The sequence below is a fragment of the Streptomyces poriticola genome, assembly GCF_036689765.1.
Taxonomy (GTDB): Bacteria; Actinomycetota; Actinomycetes; order Streptomycetales; family Streptomycetaceae; genus Streptomyces; species Streptomyces poriticola.
Genome location: NZ_JBAGKH010000006.1, coordinates 76,821 through 93,046, shown reverse-complemented (window position 1 = coordinate 93,046; position 16,226 = coordinate 76,821). Strand labels below are relative to the sequence as shown.

General features: G+C 71.5%; 17 protein-coding genes. 12 read left to right on the top strand and 5 right to left on the bottom strand.

Annotated features, from left to right (window positions below; all coding sequences use genetic code 11):
- Positions 1-5: 5 nt before the first annotated feature.
- Both rpsR and V5O46_RS12285 read left to right on the top strand, forming a co-directional pair.
- Positions 6-239, top strand: a complete 234-nt coding sequence (gene rpsR / locus V5O46_RS12290; RefSeq protein ID WP_332884588.1) for a 30S ribosomal protein S18 — start codon at positions 6-8, stop codon at positions 237-239.
- A 344-nt stretch (positions 240-583) separates the two neighbouring features.
- The gene (locus V5O46_RS12285; RefSeq protein ID WP_332884587.1) at positions 584-844 is read left to right on the top strand and encodes a DUF397 domain-containing protein; all 261 of its coding nucleotides are present in this window, start codon (positions 584-586) and stop codon (positions 842-844) included.
- 194 nt (positions 845-1,038) lie between these two features.
- Here V5O46_RS12285 and V5O46_RS12280 read toward each other — a convergent pair whose 3' ends face one another.
- Positions 1,039-1,575, bottom strand: coding sequence for an ATP-binding protein (locus tag V5O46_RS12280; RefSeq protein ID WP_332884586.1), 537 nt, complete (start codon positions 1,573-1,575; stop codon positions 1,039-1,041).
- 388 nt (positions 1,576-1,963) lie between these two features.
- Between V5O46_RS12280 and V5O46_RS12275 the strand changes: the two genes are divergently transcribed.
- Positions 1,964-2,788, top strand: coding sequence for a helix-turn-helix domain-containing protein (locus tag V5O46_RS12275; protein WP_332884765.1), 825 nt, complete (start codon positions 1,964-1,966; stop codon positions 2,786-2,788).
- Positions 2,789-2,872: 84 nt separating this feature from the next.
- On the top strand, positions 2,873-4,333 hold the full coding sequence (locus V5O46_RS12270; protein WP_332884585.1) for an aldehyde dehydrogenase family protein: 1,461 nt from the start codon (positions 2,873-2,875) through the stop codon (positions 4,331-4,333).
- Positions 4,334-4,341: 8 nt separating this feature from the next.
- Here V5O46_RS12270 and V5O46_RS12265 read toward each other — a convergent pair whose 3' ends face one another.
- Complete coding sequence (locus tag V5O46_RS12265; protein WP_332884584.1) at positions 4,342-4,638, bottom strand: hypothetical protein; 297 nt, start codon at positions 4,636-4,638, stop codon at positions 4,342-4,344.
- Between the two features lie 447 nt (positions 4,639-5,085).
- On the opposite strand from V5O46_RS12265, the gene V5O46_RS12260 reads away from it, so the two are divergent.
- The 5 genes from V5O46_RS12260 to V5O46_RS12240 all read left to right on the top strand — a co-directional run bounded on the left by V5O46_RS12260 (position 5,086) and on the right by V5O46_RS12240 (position 9,027).
- Entirely contained in the window at positions 5,086-5,631 is a 546-nt protein-coding gene (locus V5O46_RS12260; protein WP_332884583.1) for a DinB family protein, read from the top strand.
- Between the two features lie 24 nt (positions 5,632-5,655).
- The gene (locus V5O46_RS12255) at positions 5,656-6,297 is read left to right on the top strand and encodes a PadR family transcriptional regulator (protein WP_332884582.1); all 642 of its coding nucleotides are present in this window, start codon (positions 5,656-5,658) and stop codon (positions 6,295-6,297) included.
- Between the two features lie 117 nt (positions 6,298-6,414).
- A complete protein-coding gene (locus tag V5O46_RS12250) occupies positions 6,415-7,398 on the top strand; it encodes an ATP-binding cassette domain-containing protein (RefSeq protein WP_332884581.1) in 984 nt (327 codons plus the stop codon).
- Positions 7,395-8,168: an ABC transporter permease gene (locus V5O46_RS12245; protein WP_332884580.1), complete on the top strand. Its 774-nt coding sequence runs from the start codon at positions 7,395-7,397 to the stop codon at positions 8,166-8,168. The genes V5O46_RS12250 and V5O46_RS12245 overlap by 4 nt, the downstream gene beginning before the upstream one ends.
- Positions 8,169-8,265: 97 nt before the next feature.
- Positions 8,266-9,027 (top strand): MerR family transcriptional regulator, encoded by a 762-nt coding sequence (locus V5O46_RS12240; RefSeq protein ID WP_332884579.1) that lies wholly within the window; start codon positions 8,266-8,268, stop codon positions 9,025-9,027.
- Between the two features lie 45 nt (positions 9,028-9,072).
- Here the strand turns inward: V5O46_RS12240 and V5O46_RS12235 are convergent, their stop codons facing one another.
- Entirely contained in the window at positions 9,073-9,438 is a 366-nt protein-coding gene (locus V5O46_RS12235; protein WP_332884578.1) for a YbjQ family protein, read from the bottom strand.
- 133 nt (positions 9,439-9,571) lie between these two features.
- On the opposite strand from V5O46_RS12235, the gene V5O46_RS12230 reads away from it, so the two are divergent.
- Positions 9,572-10,588 (top strand): DedA family protein, encoded by a 1,017-nt coding sequence (locus V5O46_RS12230; RefSeq protein ID WP_332884577.1) that lies wholly within the window; start codon positions 9,572-9,574, stop codon positions 10,586-10,588.
- Between the two features lie 39 nt (positions 10,589-10,627).
- Here V5O46_RS12230 and V5O46_RS12225 read toward each other — a convergent pair whose 3' ends face one another.
- Positions 10,628-12,331 carry a threonine/serine exporter family protein gene (locus V5O46_RS12225; protein ID WP_332884576.1) on the bottom strand — a complete coding sequence of 568 codons (1,704 nt, stop codon included), beginning with the start codon at positions 12,329-12,331 and terminating at the stop codon, positions 10,628-10,630.
- Between the two features lie 224 nt (positions 12,332-12,555).
- Complete coding sequence (locus V5O46_RS12220) at positions 12,556-13,047, bottom strand: inorganic diphosphatase (protein ID WP_029394330.1); 492 nt, start codon at positions 13,045-13,047, stop codon at positions 12,556-12,558.
- Positions 13,048-13,126: 79 nt separating this feature from the next.
- On the opposite strand from V5O46_RS12220, the gene dacB reads away from it, so the two are divergent.
- Complete coding sequence (dacB, locus tag V5O46_RS12215; protein ID WP_332884575.1) at positions 13,127-14,719, top strand: D-alanyl-D-alanine carboxypeptidase/D-alanyl-D-alanine endopeptidase; 1,593 nt, start codon at positions 13,127-13,129, stop codon at positions 14,717-14,719.
- Positions 14,720-14,937: 218 nt separating this feature from the next.
- Positions 14,938-16,071 (top strand): zinc-dependent metalloprotease, encoded by a 1,134-nt coding sequence (locus tag V5O46_RS12210; RefSeq protein ID WP_332884574.1) that lies wholly within the window; start codon positions 14,938-14,940, stop codon positions 16,069-16,071.
- Positions 16,072-16,226: the final 155 nt, after the last annotated feature.

Sequence of the window (16,226 nt, the reverse complement as noted above, 5' to 3'; positions counted from 1 at the left end):
GCCCCGTGCCCCGCAAGAGTGACCGCAAGCCCGCCAAGTCCCGGCCCAACCCGCTGGACCAGGCCGGGGTGACGTACATCGACTACAAGGACACCGAGCTGCTGCGGAGGTTCATCTCCGACCGCGGCAAGATCCGCAGCCGCCGCGTCACCCGCGTCTCGTCCCAGCAGCAACGCCAGTTGGCGCGGGCGATCAAGAACGCCCGCGAGATGGCGCTGCTGCCCTACGCCACCCGCTGACGGCCCGTCCGCCGTCCCCCCCAGCAGGGGCCCGCCGTTCACCGGCGGGCCCCTGCTGGTGTTGCATGGTCACCGGTTCGCTGGGCAGACGGCTGGAACGTCTTCATTGACACGAGCGTCAATGAAGGCGGGGCCTTCGGTAAGCGGTGGCCAAAGCGCATGCCAAGGCGGAGCCAAAGCTGTAATCGAGGAAACACCCCTCGTGCACGTGCATCTGCCCATGCATCCGCACGTGAACGGAGTTATGATCCGGTTCAGTTGACCACTGCATCAATGGCACCACCAGCCAGTGCACATCAGTCAGTGCACACCAGCCAGTGCACACCGGCACCGGGGAGCGACCTGTGAACCACGACGTGTACGACGTGTCCGACGTGCACAACGGCATCGCGGCCACGAAGCTCCACGGAGTGGCCTGGCAGAAGAGCCGGCACAGCAACTCGCAGGGGTCCTGCGTGGAGTTCGCGCGGCTGCCCGGCGGGGACGTGGCCGTGCGCAACTCCCGTTTCCCCGACGGCCCCGCACTGGTCTACACCCGCGCCGAGATCGAGGCGATGCTGCTGGGCATCAAGGACGGCGAGTTCGACCATCTGATCGTCGGCTGACCGTCGCCCGTCGCCCGGCCCGTCGCCCGTCGCCCGGCGTCTCGGCCGACGGGCGGCGGCGTCTGCTGACCGCCGCCGGCCGACCGTCCCCGGCCCGCGCCGCCGCATCCGCCGGACCGCAGCCACCGGTGACCGACCGGTCACCAGGGGTGACGCGCGTAGAAACGCCACAGGGCGCGACGCGGGGCCGCCGTTCAGTCCGAGGGGGCGGGCAGTGGCAGCCGGAACAGCGCCCAGACCACCTTGCCGCCCAGGCCGCCGGCCATCGGGTGCCAGCCCCAGCTGTCGCTGAAGGAGTCCACGAGGAACAGGCCCCGGCCCGACTCGGCGGAGAAGTCGTCCGCCTCCCGGGCCACCGGGCTGTCCTGGCTCGGGTCGCGCACCGCGCACACCAGCCGCTCCGTCCAGCGCAGCAGGTGCAGCCGCACGGGCGGACTCTGCTCGGCTCCGGCCACCGCACCGTCGAGCTGACCGTCGAGCTGCTGTACGGCACCGGCACCGGCGCCGGCGCCGGCCGGGAGCGCGTGCCGCAGGGCGTTGGTGACCAGCTCGGAGACGACCAGACAGGCGTCGTCGAAGCGGTCGCCCGTGTCCCAGCCGTCCAGGGTCCGCCGGGTGAACCGTCTCGCCTCGCGCACCGCTTCGTAGCGGGCGGGCAGAGCGCAGGAGGCGGCGTTCGACACGGCCGCGGGGTCCAGTGGCGGAAGGCCCTGCCGTAACGGCTCGAGCATGGTCGATCCATTCGTCCCCATGCGAGGCACTCCCGGGAATTCGCGGTCGTAGCGAGGCGGCGCGGTGGTGCGGGACCATGGTTTCGGATGCGTACCGCAGATGCAAGGGCAGATGCACGTGCACGTGACCGAAATGGGCATGCCCGTACCGCTTGTTGGCCAAATTTTCCGTCATCTTCATGCCCCCTCCCTCCCGCCCCACACCGGCGCCACTCGCTCTCCGTGGCCACTGCGTGCCGGAACCTGCGCGGATTCTTTGGCCCGATTCCGTTTCCGTAACCGTTCGAGTACTGCTCGGAGTGTTTTAGTGGCAGACTGCGGGCCCTGAAGACGGTTGGGGAGGCTGGCGAACGTGAGCGCGGGAGAGCCCGGATCGGTGGTGCGGCGCATGCTGCTCGGATCACAACTCAGGCGACTGCGTGAGGCGCGGGGGATCACGCGCGAGGCGGCGGGGTACTCCATCCGCGCCTCCGAGTCGAAGATCAGCCGGATGGAGCTGGGCCGGGTGAGCTTCAAGACGAGGGACGTCGAGGACCTGCTCACCCTGTACGGCATCGCGGACGAGCAGGAGCGCGCCTCCCTGCTGTCGCTGGCCAAGGAGGCCAACGTGGCGGGGTGGTGGCACAGTTACTCCGACGTGCTGCCCAGCTGGTTCCCGACCTATGTGGGCCTGGAGGGCGCGGCCTCGCTGATCCGGGTGTACGAGGTGCAGTTCGTGCACGGGCTGCTGCAGACCCCGGACTACGCCCGCGCGGTCGTCCGGCGCGGCATGAAGGGCGCGAGCGACGCCGACGTCGAACGGCGGGTGGCGCTGCGCCTGGAGCGGCAGAAGTACCTCGTCTCCGAGAGCGCCCCGGAGTTCCACATCGTGCTGGACGAGGCCGCGCTGCGCCGGCCGTACGGCGACCGCGCCGTGATGCGCGGGCAGCTGCAGCACCTGATCGAGATGTCCGATCGCCCCAACGTCCGGCTGCAGGTCATGCCGTTCGGCTTCGGCGGGCACTCCGGCGAGAGTGGCGCGTTCACGATCCTCAGCTTCCCGGAGTCCGACCTCTCGGACGTCGTGTACCTGGAGCAGCTCACCAGCGCCCTGTATCTGGACAAGCGCGAGGACGTGGCCCAGTACGAGAAGGCGCTCAAGGAGCTCCAGCAGGACAGCCCGGGACCGGACGAGAGCCGGGACCTTCTGCGGGGACTCCTTCAACTCTCCTGAAACGCAAGTACGATGACATGTGATCAGATCATCATGCAGGGCGGCGACCGGGTCGCATCGGCAGCAAGGGATTGAGGGATCACATTGTCGTCGTACTTCACCCACCTGGCTCTGCAGTACATCGACGGTGAGTGGCGCCAGGGCACCGGCTCCTGGGACATCATCGACTTCAACCCGTACGACAGCGAGAAGCTGGCCTCGGTGACCATAGCCACTGCCGACGAGGTCGACGCCGCGTACCGGGCGGCCGAGCGGGCGCAGAAGGCATGGGCCGAGACCAACCCCTACGCCCGGCGCGCGGTGTTCGAGAAGGCGCTGCGGCTGATCGAGGAGCGCGAGCCGGAGATCACCGAGGCGATCATCGCCGAGCTGGGCGGCACCCGCCTGAAGGCCGCCTTCGAGCTCCACCTCGCCAAGGAGTTCCTGCGCGAGGCGGTGCACCTGGCGCTGCGCCCCGAGGGCCGCATCATCCCCTCCCCGGTGGACGGCAAGGAGAACCGCGTCTACCGCGTCCCGGTCGGCGTCGTGGGCGTCATCAGCCCCTTCAACTTCCCCTTCCTGCTGTCCCTGAAGTCGGTCGCCCCGGCGCTCGCCCTCGGCAACGGCGTGGTCCTCAAGCCCCACCAGAACACCCCGATCGTCGGCGGCACCCTGGTCGCCAAGCTCTTCGAGGACGCGGGGCTCCCCGGCGGCCTGCTGAACGTCGTCATCACCGACATCGCCGAGATCGGCGACGCCTTCATCGAACACCCGGTCCCCAAGGTCATCTCCTTCACCGGCTCCGACAAGGTCGGCCGCCATGTGGCCACCGTCTGCGCCGCCAACTTCAAGCGCTCGGTGCTCGAACTGGGCGGCAACAGCGCTCTGGTGGTCCTCGACGACGCCGACGTCGACTACGCGGTCGACGCCGCCGTCTTCAGCCGGTACGTCCACCAGGGCCAGGTCTGCATGGCCGCCAACCGCGTGCTGGTCGACCGGTCGGTCGCGGAGGAGTTCACCGAGAAGTTCGTCGCCAAGGTGCGCGGGCTGAAGGCCGGCGACCCGAGCGCCCCGGAGACGATCATCGGCCCGGTGATCAACTCCTCGCAGGCGGACGCCGTCACCGCCGTCGTCGACCAGGCCGTCGCCGAGGGCGCCACCGCCCTGGTGCGCGGCACGGTCACGGACAACCTGGTCGAGCCGTCCGTCCTGACGGGCCTCCCCGCCGACTCCGCCCTGCTGCGGCAGGAGGTCTTCGGACCCGTCGCCTTCCTCGTCCCCTTCGACGGCGAGGAGGAGGCCGTCCGCCTGGTCAACGACTCCCCGTACGGCCTGAGCGGCGCCGTCCACACCGCCGACGTCGAGCGCGGCGTCGGCTTCGCCAAGCGCATCGACACCGGCATGTTCCATGTGAACGACGGCACCGTCCACGACGAGCCCATCGTCCCCTTCGGCGGCGAGAAGCACTCCGGCCTCGGCCGCCTCAACGGCGAGACCATGCTGGACGCGTTCACCACCCAGAAGTGGATCTCGGTCCAGCACGGCCGCAGCGGCTTCCCGTTCTGAGCCCCGGCTCAGCTCCCGGGTACGTACGCGCCCGCCGCTGACAGGCGGGCGCCCCGGCTCTCCGCGATCCGGTGCACGTCGGCCAGCGCCTCGCTCATCCGGGCCGGCAGGAAACGCAGCTGGTCCGGCGTCGGCCGGCGGTCGGCGAGCAGGTCCGCCGCGTGGTCGAGGAGATCCTCCGCCATGCCGAGCTGCACGTCCTCGACGATGCCGGCCAGCCGGGAGAGGCGTCCGGAGCCGTCGGTGAGGAGATGGCAGGGCTTGCCCTCAGGGCCGCCCCGGGGCAGCAGGCGTGCGGGTGCCATGCCGCGTGATGTGCCGTTCCGGTTCCCTTCACCGCGTCACCTGCGCGTCCCAGCAGGGCATGCCCGGCGAGCCGAGACCGATACCCGGGACGGCGGCCGGCGGCGCCGGGGGAGAGGGCGGCGCGAGGACGCCCGTGCGATGGACGGTCGGCCGGGCCGCGGGTGCGGGTGCGCCACGCAGGGACCGGAGCAGCAAAGTCCGCAGCGGGGCGAGGAGATGGGCGGTACGGGTGACGCATGTCGTCGGATCCTGAGTGACTGTCGATGACCACACCCCCGGACCGGTGCGACGGTCGCGGGGGCTTCGCTGTCTTCGCCGCGCGGGGCTGGTCGTCGTTCATCACGGCGTTGAGGTCGGGCGCCATGTCGGACCGGATCTGACCTACTGGCCCCGTAGCTTCGTAGGTGTCAGGCAGCAGCCGTACACCAGACGAAAGAGGGCCCGCCATGGTCATGCACGTCGGAGCCGAAGCACCCGGGGACGAGCGGGGAGCGCTCCTTTCCTTCCTGGCCGAGCAGCGCGGCGCCATCCGGCGTTCGGTGCTGGGCCTGACGGACGGGCAGGCGTCCTCCCGTCCCAGCGCCAGCGACCTCTCCCTGGCCGGGCTGATCAAGCACGTCGCAGAGGTCGAGCAGGGCTGGGTGGCCCGGGCCAAGCAGGAGCCGCCGGCCGTGCACCGGGACGAGTCCAACTGGGACGAGACCTTCCGGCTGGTCGGCGACGAGACGGTCGCCGGGCAGCTGGCGTACTGGGAGAAGGTCGCCGAGGAGACGGAGGCGTTCGTCCGCTCCGTGCCGAGCCTCGACGACACCTTCCCCCTCCCGAACGATCCGTGGTTCCCGGAGGAGGATGTCTCGATGCGCTGGCTGTGCCTGCACCTGATCCGCGAGACCGCCAGGCACGCCGGTCACGCGGACGTCATCCGCGAGTCCCTGGACGGCGAGACCGCCTTCGAGCTGATCGCCAAGGAGCAGGGCGGCACCTGGGAGTGACGGCCCGCGGCCTACCCTGAACGCATGTCAGTGATCCGTCTCCTCGTGCTCGGCGCGGTCCGTCAGCACGGGCGGGCCCATGGCTACCAGGTCCGCAACGACCTGGAGTACTGGGGCGCGCACGAGTGGTCCAACGCCAAGCCCGGCTCGATCTACCACGCGCTGAAGCAGATGGCGAAGCAGGGGCTGCTGCGGGCCCACGAGACCGCCCCGTCCACCGTGGGCGGTCCGCCGCGTACCGAGTACGAGATCACCGGCAAGGGGACGGAGGAGTACTTCACGCTGCTGCGGGAGTCCCTCACCGCCTTCGACCAGAAGCCGGACGTCCTCTCCGCGGGGCTCGGCTTCATGGTCGACCTCGGGCGCGACGAGGTGCTCGCGCTGCTGGAGGAGCGGGTCCGGGCGATCCGGAAGTGGCGCAGGGGCGTGACCGAGTACTACACGCCCGAGGAGGGCCCGGGGCAGCTGGGCCACATCGGCGAGATCATGAATCTGTGGGTCCACTCCGCCGACACCGGCGAGGAGTGGACCCGCGGTCTGATCGAGCGGATCCGCGGCGGGGCGTACACCTTCGCGGGTGAGGGGGAGCCGTTCGTCGGCGTCCTGGGCGAGGGCGAGGAGAATCCGTACGCGACGGGGGAGCGGCACCCGGAGGACGACCGCTGAGCGGCAGCCGCCGGGACCACGGGACGCGGCCGGGACGGCATTAATCAAGTTTGACCAATCGATCCGTCCGGGTTACCTTCGAGCCAGTAGTCAAACTTGATTAATAAGGGGGATGCTGTGGCCGACGCAGCGATCACCGTCCAAGGGGCGCGCAAGCGGTACGGCAGCAGGCAGGCGCTCGACGGGCTCGATCTGACGGTCGCACGGGGCACCGTCCACGGGGTGCTGGGCCCCAACGGCGCGGGCAAGACGACCCTGGTCCGGATCCTGTCCACGCTGCTGCGGCCGGACGCCGGACGGGTGGAGGTGGCCGGGCGCGACGTGGTCCGGCAGGCGTACGAGGTGCGCCTGCGGATCGGGCTGCTCGGCCAGCACGCCGCCCTCGACGAGGAACTGGGCGGCCGGCAGAACCTGGAGATGTTCGGCCGACTGCACCACCTGGGCGCCCGCCGGGCACGCGCGCGTGCCGACGAACTCCTGGCCCGCTTCGATCTCACCGACACCGGACGCAAACCCGTCAGCGCCTACAGCGGCGGCATGCGCCGCCGCCTGGACCTGGCCGCGTCCCTCATCACCGAACCGGAGGTGCTCTTCCTGGACGAGCCCACGACCGGACTCGACCCGCGGGGCCGCACCGAGGTGTGGTCGGCGGTCCGCTCCCTGGTCGGCGGCGGGACGACCGTCCTGCTCACCACCCAGTACCTGGAGGAGGCCGACCAGCTCGCCGACCGCGTCTCGGTCGTCGACACCGGCCGGGTGGTCGCCGACGGCACGGCCGACGAGCTGAAGACGGCCACCGGCGGCGACCGCATCGACGTCGTCCTGCGCGACGCCGGACAGCTCGGCGCCGCCGTCGCCCTGCTGCCGCTCACCGGCGTCCGCGTCGACCCCGACCGCCGGCTGCTCAGCGCCCCGGTCACCGACCGGATGGCGTCCCTGGCCGGCGTCGTACGGGCCCTGGAGGAGTCCGGCATCGAGGCGGAGGACGTCGCTCTGCGCCGCCCGACGCTGGACGAGGCCTTCCTGCACCTCACCGACCGCGGCGACGGCCGCACCGGCGAGCGCGCCGCCCACCGCAACGAGGAGGAGGCCTCCGTATGAGCACACCCGCCTACGCCCACGCCCTGACCGACTCCTGGACGATGACCCGGCGCGAACTGGCCCGCTGGGCGCGGCAGCCCGTCACCGTCGCCGTCAACCTGGTCTTCCCGGTGATGCTGCTGCTGATGTTCGGCTATCTCATCGGCGGCGGCCGGGGGGTCTCCGGCGACTACGTCGACTACCTCGTCCCCGGGATGCTCGCCCTCACCATGGCCTTCGGCCTGGAGGGCACGATGATCGCCGTCACCCAGGACCTCAACAAGGGCGTCGTCGACCGGTTCCGGGCGATGCCGATGGCCGGCGGGGCGGTGCTGGTGGGCCGCTCGGCCGCCGACATGCTCCAGTCGGCGCTCGCCCTGGCGGTGCTGATCGGCACCGGCCACGCGCTCGGCTGGCGCGTCCACGGCGGTCCCGGCGCCTTCCTCGGAGCCGTCGGCCTGCTGCTCCTCTTCCGGTTCGCCATGCTGTGGATCGGCATCCATCTCGCCCTGGTGGCCGGGAAGCCGGAGCTGGTGCAGGCGGTACAGATCCTGGTCTGGCCGGTCGGCTTCCTCTCCAACGCCTTCGCCACCCCCGAGTCCATGCCGGGCTGGCTGGGCACAGTGGTCCAGTGGAACCCGATGTCCCACACGGCGACGGCGGTACGCGACCTGTTCGGAAGCGCCGGAGCCGAGCCCGGCCACCTCTGGCCGGCCGTCCTGTGGTCGCTGGCCCTGCTCGCGGTGTTCTTCCCCCTGGCGGTCCGCAGGTTCGCCCGCCTGAGCCGGTAGCCCCCGGCGCTACCGTTCTCCCCGGCTCCACCGCCGGGCTTGCACCTCACGTCGCGTGAGGCGGCAGCGTGGTGGGCGGCAGAGAAAGGAGCGGAAAGTGAGCTACTCCGTGGGACAGGCGGCCGGATTCGCCGGCGTCACGGTGCGCACGCTGCACCACTACGACGAGATCGGCCTGCTCGTACCGAGCGAGCGCAGCCACGCGGGCCACCGGCGCTACAGCGACGCCGACCTCGACCGGCTGCAGCAGATCCTGTTCTACCGGGAGCTCGGCTTCCCGCTCGACGAGGTCGCCGCCCTGCTCGACGACCCGGACGCGGACCCGCGCGCGCACCTGCGCCGCCAGCACGACCTGCTGACCGCCCGGATCGAGAAGCTGCAGAGGATGGCGGCGGCAGTGGAGCACGCCATGGAGGCACGCAACATGGGCATCAACCTCTCACCCGAGGAGAAGTTCGAGGTGTTCGGGGACTTCGACCCGGACGACCACGCGGAGGAGGCACGGCAGCGCTGGGGGCACACGGACGCCTACCGGCAGTCGCAGGAGCGCACCGCCTCCTACACCAAGGAGGACTGGAAGCGCCTCACCGAGGGCTTCGACGCCATCCACCGGCGCATGGCCGACCTGATGGCGTCCGGCACCCCGGCCGACTCCGAGGCGGCCATGGACACCGCGGAGGAGCACCGCCGGTTCATGGACGGCGCCTACTACAGCTGCGGGCACGAGATGCACACCTGCCTGGGCGAGATGTACGTCGCCGACCCGCGTTTCACCGCGACGTACGACAGGATCCGTCCCGGCCTGGCGGTCTACCTGCGCGACGCGATCGTCGCCAACGCCGCCCGGCACTCGTCCTGACGCACGGCAGCGGACCACGGACGGCGGCGGTGGCCGCGGCCCGGCTCACTCCCGGGTCACGACCACCGCCGTGCCGTACGCGCACACCTCCGTGCCCACGTCCGCGGCCTCCGTCACGTCGAACCGGAACGCCAGCACCGCATTGGCGCCACGCGCGCGTGCCTGGTCGACGAGGCGCTCCATCGCCTGGTTGCGGGTCTCCACCAGCGTCTTGGTGAGCCCGCGCAGCTCCCCGCCGATCATCGACTTCAGCCCGGCGCCGATCTGGCTCCCCAGGTGCCGGGAGCGCACGGTCAGGCCGAAGACCTCGCCGAGCACGTCCTGCACCCGGTGGCCGGGTACGCCGTCGGTGGTCACGACCAGCACATCGGGCTCGGGGCCCTGCCCGCCGCCGTATTCTTCGATCCCCATGGTTCCCAGATTTCCCCCGGCGTCATCACGGCGCATCCTGGAGACACCCATGGAACCCGGAGCACCACGGCTGCGTTGATACGTTTGGGCAGCCAGTCCCCGCCCGTCTCCCAGCAGCAGGAGCCACATTCCCGTGACCACGCTTGCGCTCGGCCCCGAGTGGCTCAGCCCGGACTACCTGATCTCGACCTTCAGCCTGCCCGGCATCCTGCTGATCGTCTTCGCCGAGTCCGGGTTCTTCGCGTTCCTGCCCGGTGACTCGCTGCTGTTCACCGCGGGCCTGTTCGTCGCCCAGGGCGAGTACATCAGCCAGCCGCTGTGGCTGGTCTGCCTGCTGATCGTGCTGGCCGCCGTCCTCGGCGACCAGGTGGGCTACACGATCGGCAAGGTCTTCGGGCCGAAGATCTTCAACCGCCCCAACTCCCGGCTCTTCAAGCAGGAGAACCTGGAGAAGGCCCACGAGTTCATGGATAAGTACGGCCCCAAGGCCATCGTCCTGGCCCGCTTCGTCCCCATCGTGCGCACCTTCGCCCCGATCACGGCGGGCGCCGGCCGGATGAAGTACCGCACCTTCCTCACGTACAACGTCATCGGTGGTATCGCCTGGGGCAGCGGCGTCACCCTCGCGGGTTACTTCCTCGGCCAGATCGAGATCATCCGGACCAACGTCGAGGCGATCCTCGTCCTGATCGTCTTCCTCTCCGTGGTGCCGATCATCGTCGAGTACCTCCGGGAGCGCGGCAAGAAGAAGCGCGCCGCCGCGGCGGCCCCGCAGTCCGCGGCGACCCAGCAGCCCCAGCACCCGTACCCGGCGACGGACGACGCGACCACCCAGCTCCGCCGCATCGACCCGCCCCAGCAGCAGTACGGTCAGGAGGGCTACGGAAGCCAGGGCCGGCAGCCGCAGCCGCAGCCGTACGCCCAGCAGTACCAGCAGGGCCACGGCGACCAGGGCGGCCACCAGCAGCAGTACGCCCCCCAGCACCCGCAGGGCTACGGCCGGCAGCAGTACGGCGGGCAGCAGCAGTACGACGGGCAGCAACAGTACGGCGGACAACAGCAGTACGACGGGCAGCAGCAGTACGGCGGCCACCAGCAGTACGGCGGACAGCAGGGCGCCGACCAGTACCCGTACGACCGGGGCTACTGAAGCGCCCCGCGGGGGCGCGGCCCGCAGGCTCCGGCAGCGTCAGAATCCACGCGTCCGCTTGGCCGCGCGCCGCCCCTCCGCACTCGCCACTCCGGGCAGCCTCAGGAACAGCCGCGAGATCTCCGACCCGAGGTTCACCCCGATCGCGATGGCCATCGCCAGCGCGACCGCCTTCGACAGCGAGGTCAGCCCGTCGTTGACCTCTTCCTGCGCGAACCCCAGCAGACCGAAGTACGTCGCCGAACCGGGCAGCAGCGGCCCGATGGCCGCCGTGGTGTACGGCAGCGCCGACGCGAACCGGTACCGGGACATCAGCTGCCCGAACAGCCCCACCAGACCGGCCGCGGCGGCCGTCGACGCCACCGGCGAGATGTTGCCGACGTAGTGCATCGCGCCGAACACGCTCCATGCCACGCCCCCGTTCAGGGTCACCGCCAGCACGGTCGATCGTTCCTGCTGCAGCAGCACCGCGAAGGCCAGCGAGAGCAGCATCGCCGCGAAGATCTGCACCTCCGGGTCGTCACCCCTGCCCAGGGCGGCGTCCGGACTGAGCTCGGCGCCCAGCTGGACACCGAAGTACAGCACCGTCAGCACCCCGGCCACGATGCTGACGAAGAAGTACATGACCTCCAGCAGCCGCGCGGACGCGGTGATGTAGAAGCCGGTCAGACCGTCCTGCACGCCGGCCACCAGCGCCCGCCCCGGCAGCAGCGCGAACAGTCCACCGGTGATGACCGCCGACGCCTTCACGTCGACGTGCGTCACCGTCAGCGCCACCCCGACCGCGGCCGGCGGCATCGCGGCCACCGCGAACTGGTAGAACTCCGGCAGCCCGCGCCCCGAGCACAGCCACGCCAGCCGGTCGCCGAGCATCGCCCCGAGCATCGCCGCGAAGAACACCGTCGGACCACCGCCGACCAGCACCGAAGCCGAGCCCGCCAGCAGCCCGGTCGCCGCGGTCAGCACCCAGGTCGGGTACGGATGCCGGTTACGGCGGATCTCCGCCAGCCGCCGGTAGGCCTCCTCCAGGGAGATGTGGTTCTCCGGGTGGCTGAGGTCGTCCACCAGCCGGTACACGGCCGCCAGGCGGGTGTAGTCGGTGCCCCGGCGGCGCACCGTCCGCGACGCCGTCACCGGGTCGTCCACCAGCGACGGCTGATGCGAGATCGACAGCAGCGTGAAGGTGACGTTCGGCTCGCAGCGGTCCAGACCGTAGGAGCGGCAGACGGCGAACATCGCCGCCTCCACGTCCTCGGCGCCCTCGCCGCCCGCCAGGAGCAGCTCCCCGATACGCAGTGTCAGGTCGAGCACGCGCGGCACCGCCGGGCCGGTCTCGTCCTCGTGCCGCTGCTCCTTCTCCGGCGCGGGACGCTCGGCCACCGGCATCCGCAGCATCGCCCGCATCCGGTCCTGCCAGGGCGCGTCCGTGGCCGGCCGCACCGCCGGGATGCCGCCCGGCGGGGTGAACGCCGGCGGCGCGGTGCGGGCGCTGTAGGTCTTCGGCGGGCTGAACGCCGACCCCTCGGGCTCGGGGTGCGGAACGTGCGGCACGTCCAGCCCGTCCGGGACGGCGAACTCCGACGTGATCTCGGGCTCGGCGTCGGTACGGACGTCCAGCCCGTGGGGAACGGCGAACTCCGACGTCGTCGACGACTCACCGTCCACCGGGGTGGCCCCGACCGGAAACCGGAAGGCACTCCTCGCCTCGTCCGACTGCGGCTTGCGGTCCTCCGCGTCCGTCACCTGCGTAGCGCTCCCTGCTCCCTGACTGCCCTGACTGCCCTGACTGCTCCGGCTGCCCGGCTGTACCGGCTGGACCGGCTGCGAACACACCCTCCTGTAGCCCTCAGTATGCGCACCCAAACGCGGACGGGCCGCACGCGTTCGCGTGCGGCCCGTCCATCGCTCCGGAGGGGAGCGATCGAAGCGACGACTGCCGGACGGCTGCCCGGTGGCAGCCGGGCGGCTCAGTGCCCGCCCTGCTCCTTGAAGCGCTTGTAGGAACGCTCGATCTCGGCCTCGGCGTCCGTGCGGCCCACCCAGTTGGCGCCCTCGACCGACTTGCCGGGCTCCAGGTCCTTGTAGACCTCGAAGAAGTGCTGGATCTCCAGGCGGTCGAACTCCGAGACGTGGTGGATGTCACGCAGGTGCTCCACCCGGGGGTCCGTCGACGGGACGCACAGCAGCTTGTCGTCGCCGCCCGCCTCGTCCGTCATCCGGAACATGCCGATCGCACGGCAGCGGATCAGACAGCCCGGGAACGTCGGCTCGTCCAGGATGACCAGCGCGTCCAGCGGGTCGCCGTCCTCGCCGAGGGTGTTCTCGACGAAGCCGTAGTCGGTCGGGTAGGCGGTCGAGGTGAAGAGCCGACGGTCCAGGCGGATCCGACCCGTCTCGTGGTCCACCTCGTACTTGTTCCGCGAACCCTTCGGGATCTCGATCGTGACGTCGAACTCCACCGGACGCTCCTCCATGATCAGCACATAGTTCTGGTGGTTAAGTGTCCCTCACGCAGGTGTGTGATCGCGAAAGGGGCTGGTGGTCGTGCCGGAGCTGAGGCCTTGGCGGGCGGCGAGACCGCATGTGGCGCGGGCCGCGGGCGCCGTCCGACCGCGTCTCGTCCGGGTCGCGCGGGCCGCCAGACCACGGGTCGCGTGGTTCGCACGGGCCACGACTCCGCGGCTCACCCGGATCACCGGGCCGAAGACCTGGCAGTACACCGCGGGCGCCGCCACCGCCGGGCTGGCACTGGCCGCCGGAGTGGTGACCGCCGCAGGCCCCTGGGACTCCACGGGTCAGCGTACGGCCGAGCGGGACCGGGCCGTCGCCCTGGGCGGCGCGGGTGGCACAGATCACGGCTCCGGATCCACCGGCTCCGGTACGACGCCGGGAGCGCCCCGCCCGGCCCCCAGCGCCGCCGCCGTCCTGGCCGGCCTCGGCGGCACGGGCGGCGTCGGGCCGGCACCCCACGGGCCCGCCCTCGCCGAGGCCCTGGAACCCCTGATGACGGACCCGGCCCTCGGTTCCCGGCACGCGGCCTCGGTGGTCGACCTCGCCACCGGCAAGCGCCTCTACGGCACCGCCGTCGGCGCCCCCCTGACCCCGGCCTCCACGACCAAGATCGCCACCGCGGTCGCCGCCCTCACCGCCCTCGGCCCCGACCACCGCCTCACCACCCGCACCGCCCTCGCACCCGACACCGGCGAACTGGTCCTGGTCGGCGGCGGCGACCCCCTCCTCACCGCCCGCGCCGACGCACGGGGCCTCGCCGACCTGCGCACCCTCGCCGACCGCACCGCCGCCGCCCTGAAGCAGCGCGACCTGCACCAGGTCACGCTGTCGTACGACACGACGCTCTACGCCGGTGACGCAAAGCACCCGATCGGGGTCAACCCCAACCTCGCCCCCGTCACCGCCCTGATGGTGGACGAGGCCCGCCCCGACGACTCCACCCGCGGCCAGGTCGAGCGAGCCCCCGACCCGGCCGACGCCGCGGCCCGCACCTTCGCCGGCCTGCTGGCCGAGCACGGCATCGGGACGACGCCCCCCGGCCCCTCCAAGGCGACCAACCGCGCCGAGACCCTCGCCACGGTCTCCTCGCCGCCGCTGTCCGCCCTGGTCGAGCGGATGCTGACGAACAGCGACAACGACCTCGCCGAAGCGCTGGCCCGGCACACGGCGCTGGCGACCGGCAAACGCGCCGACTTCGCCGGTGCCGCCGCCGCCGTCGAGGCCCGGCTCGAGCAGCTCGGCATCCCGCTCACGGGAGTCGAGGTGCGCGACGGCAGCGGCCTGGACCGCACCGCCCGGCTCACCGCGGACGTCCTCACCAGCCTGCTCGTCAAGGCCGCCGACCCGGCCCACCCCGAACTCCGCCCGGTCCTCACCGGCCTCCCCGTCGCCGGCTTCACCGGCACGCTCTCGGACCGCTACGACGACGGCGCGGCCGGCGTCGTCCGCGCCAAGACCGGCACCCTGACCGGCGTCAACACCCTCGCCGGCACGGTGGTCACCCGCGACGGGCGCGCTCTGGCCTTCGCCTTCCTCAGCAACGGCACGGCGAGCGTCCCCGCCGCCCGCTCGACCCTCGACGACCTGGCCACCACGCTGGCCGACTGCGGCTGCACATAGCGGACGGTGCCCCCCGCTCCCCGGTCCGCGGGGTGCCCCGACGGGTTCCGGTCCGCAGGGTGCCCCGACGGGTTCCGGCGGCGGGGGAGGGCGGGCTCGGGCCGACGACGCGGGGCCACGGCTCGACGCACGCGCGCCCCTTGCCGACGCGGGCACCCCCCGGGGGCCCCGCTCCGCACAGCCTGCCCCCGGCGGCAGCGCTCACGTACGGTTGACACATGACGAGCATCGGTGGTGCTGCATCTTCCGGGATGGTCGACTGGAACCTCGCGGTGGCGACCGCGACCCGACTGGTCCGACCAGGCCCCGAGGTCACCCGTGACGAGGCCCGTGCCGTCGTCGCGGAACTACGGCGGCATGCCAAGGCCTCGGAGGAACACGTCCGGGGCTTCACTCGTATGGCCTCCGACGAGATCGACGACACCCCCGTCCTCGTCGTCGACCGCCCGGGCTGGGTCCGGGCCAACGTCGCCGGCTTCCGCGAACTGCTCAAACCCCTGCTCGACAAGATGCAGGAACGTCGCGGCAGCACCGCCGGCGGCGCGGTCCTCGGCGCCGTCGGAGGCAAGGTCACCGGCGTCGAGCTGGGCATGCTCCTGTCGTTCCTGTCCTCCCGCGTCCTCGGCCAGTACGAGACCTTCGCCCCGGCCACCCGAGAGCTCCCCGCCGGTGAGAACGGCGGCGGCCGGCTGCTCCTCGTCGCCCCGAACATCGTCCACGTCGAGCGCGAACTCGACGTCGAGCCGCACGACTTCCGGCTGTGGGTGTGCCTGCACGAGGAGACCCACCGCACCCAGTTCACGGCCGTGCCCTGGCTGCGCGACCACCTCGAGGGCGAAATCCAGTCTTTCCTCGCGGAGACCGACGTCGACCCGATGACCGTGCTCGAACGGGTCCGCGAGGCAGCCCAGGCGCTGGCCGGCGGCCGGCCCGAGGGCGAGCAGGACGACGGCGGCCGGTCCCTGGTGGAGCTGGTGCAGAGCCCCGCCCAGCGGGAGATCCTCGGTCGGCTGACCGCCGTGATGTCCCTGCTGGAGGGGCACGCCGACTTCGTCATGGACGGCGTCGGTCCCGCGGTCGTACCGAGCGTGGGCGAGATCCGCGAGAAGTTCCAGCAGCGCCGCGCCAAGGGCGCCTCCCGGCTCGACCTGGCGCTGCGCAAACTGCTGGGCCTGGACGCCAAACTCCGGCAGTACCGGGACGGCGAGCGGTTCGTCCGGTCCGTCGTCGACCAGGTCGGCATGGACGGCTTCAACCGGGTGTGGACCTCCCCGAACACCCTCCCGACCAAGGCGGAGATCGCCAAACCGGCGGACTGGATCGCGCGGGTGCATCGCAGGCCCGAGGGGTGAACCGATGCGCAGAGGGCGCGAACGGAATTCGGCCGACGGCAGGCGAACGCCCCTTCAATCACCCGTCCGAGGGACCGTGAGCCCCCGGCAGGCGTGCAATGCTCGGGGAACGCCCCGTTTCTGTCACCATCTACACACTCTGCGTGACAGAACGC

What these genes read in the sequence shown, in the direction of transcription:
- V5O46_RS12280 (WP_332884586.1), bottom strand. Translation starts at nt 1,575, where the DNA reads ATGCTCGAGCCGTTACGGCAGGGCCTTCCGCCACTGGACCCCGCGGCC.
- V5O46_RS12275 (WP_332884765.1), top strand. Translation starts at nt 1,964, where the DNA reads ATGCTGCTCGGATCACAACTCAGGCGACTGCGTGAGGCGCGGGGGATC.
- V5O46_RS12265 (WP_332884584.1), bottom strand. Translation starts at nt 4,638, where the DNA reads ATGGCACCCGCACGCCTGCTGCCCCGGGGCGGCCCTGAGGGCAAGCCC.
- V5O46_RS12260 (WP_332884583.1), top strand. Translation starts at nt 5,086, where the DNA reads ATGGTCATGCACGTCGGAGCCGAAGCACCCGGGGACGAGCGGGGAGCG.
- V5O46_RS12255 (WP_332884582.1), top strand. Translation starts at nt 5,656, where the DNA reads ATGTCAGTGATCCGTCTCCTCGTGCTCGGCGCGGTCCGTCAGCACGGG.
- V5O46_RS12245 (WP_332884580.1), top strand. Translation starts at nt 7,395, where the DNA reads ATGAGCACACCCGCCTACGCCCACGCCCTGACCGACTCCTGGACGATG.
- V5O46_RS12235 (WP_332884578.1), bottom strand. Translation starts at nt 9,438, where the DNA reads ATGGGGATCGAAGAATACGGCGGCGGGCAGGGCCCCGAGCCCGATGTG.
- V5O46_RS12210 (WP_332884574.1), top strand. Translation starts at nt 14,938, where the DNA reads ATGACGAGCATCGGTGGTGCTGCATCTTCCGGGATGGTCGACTGGAAC.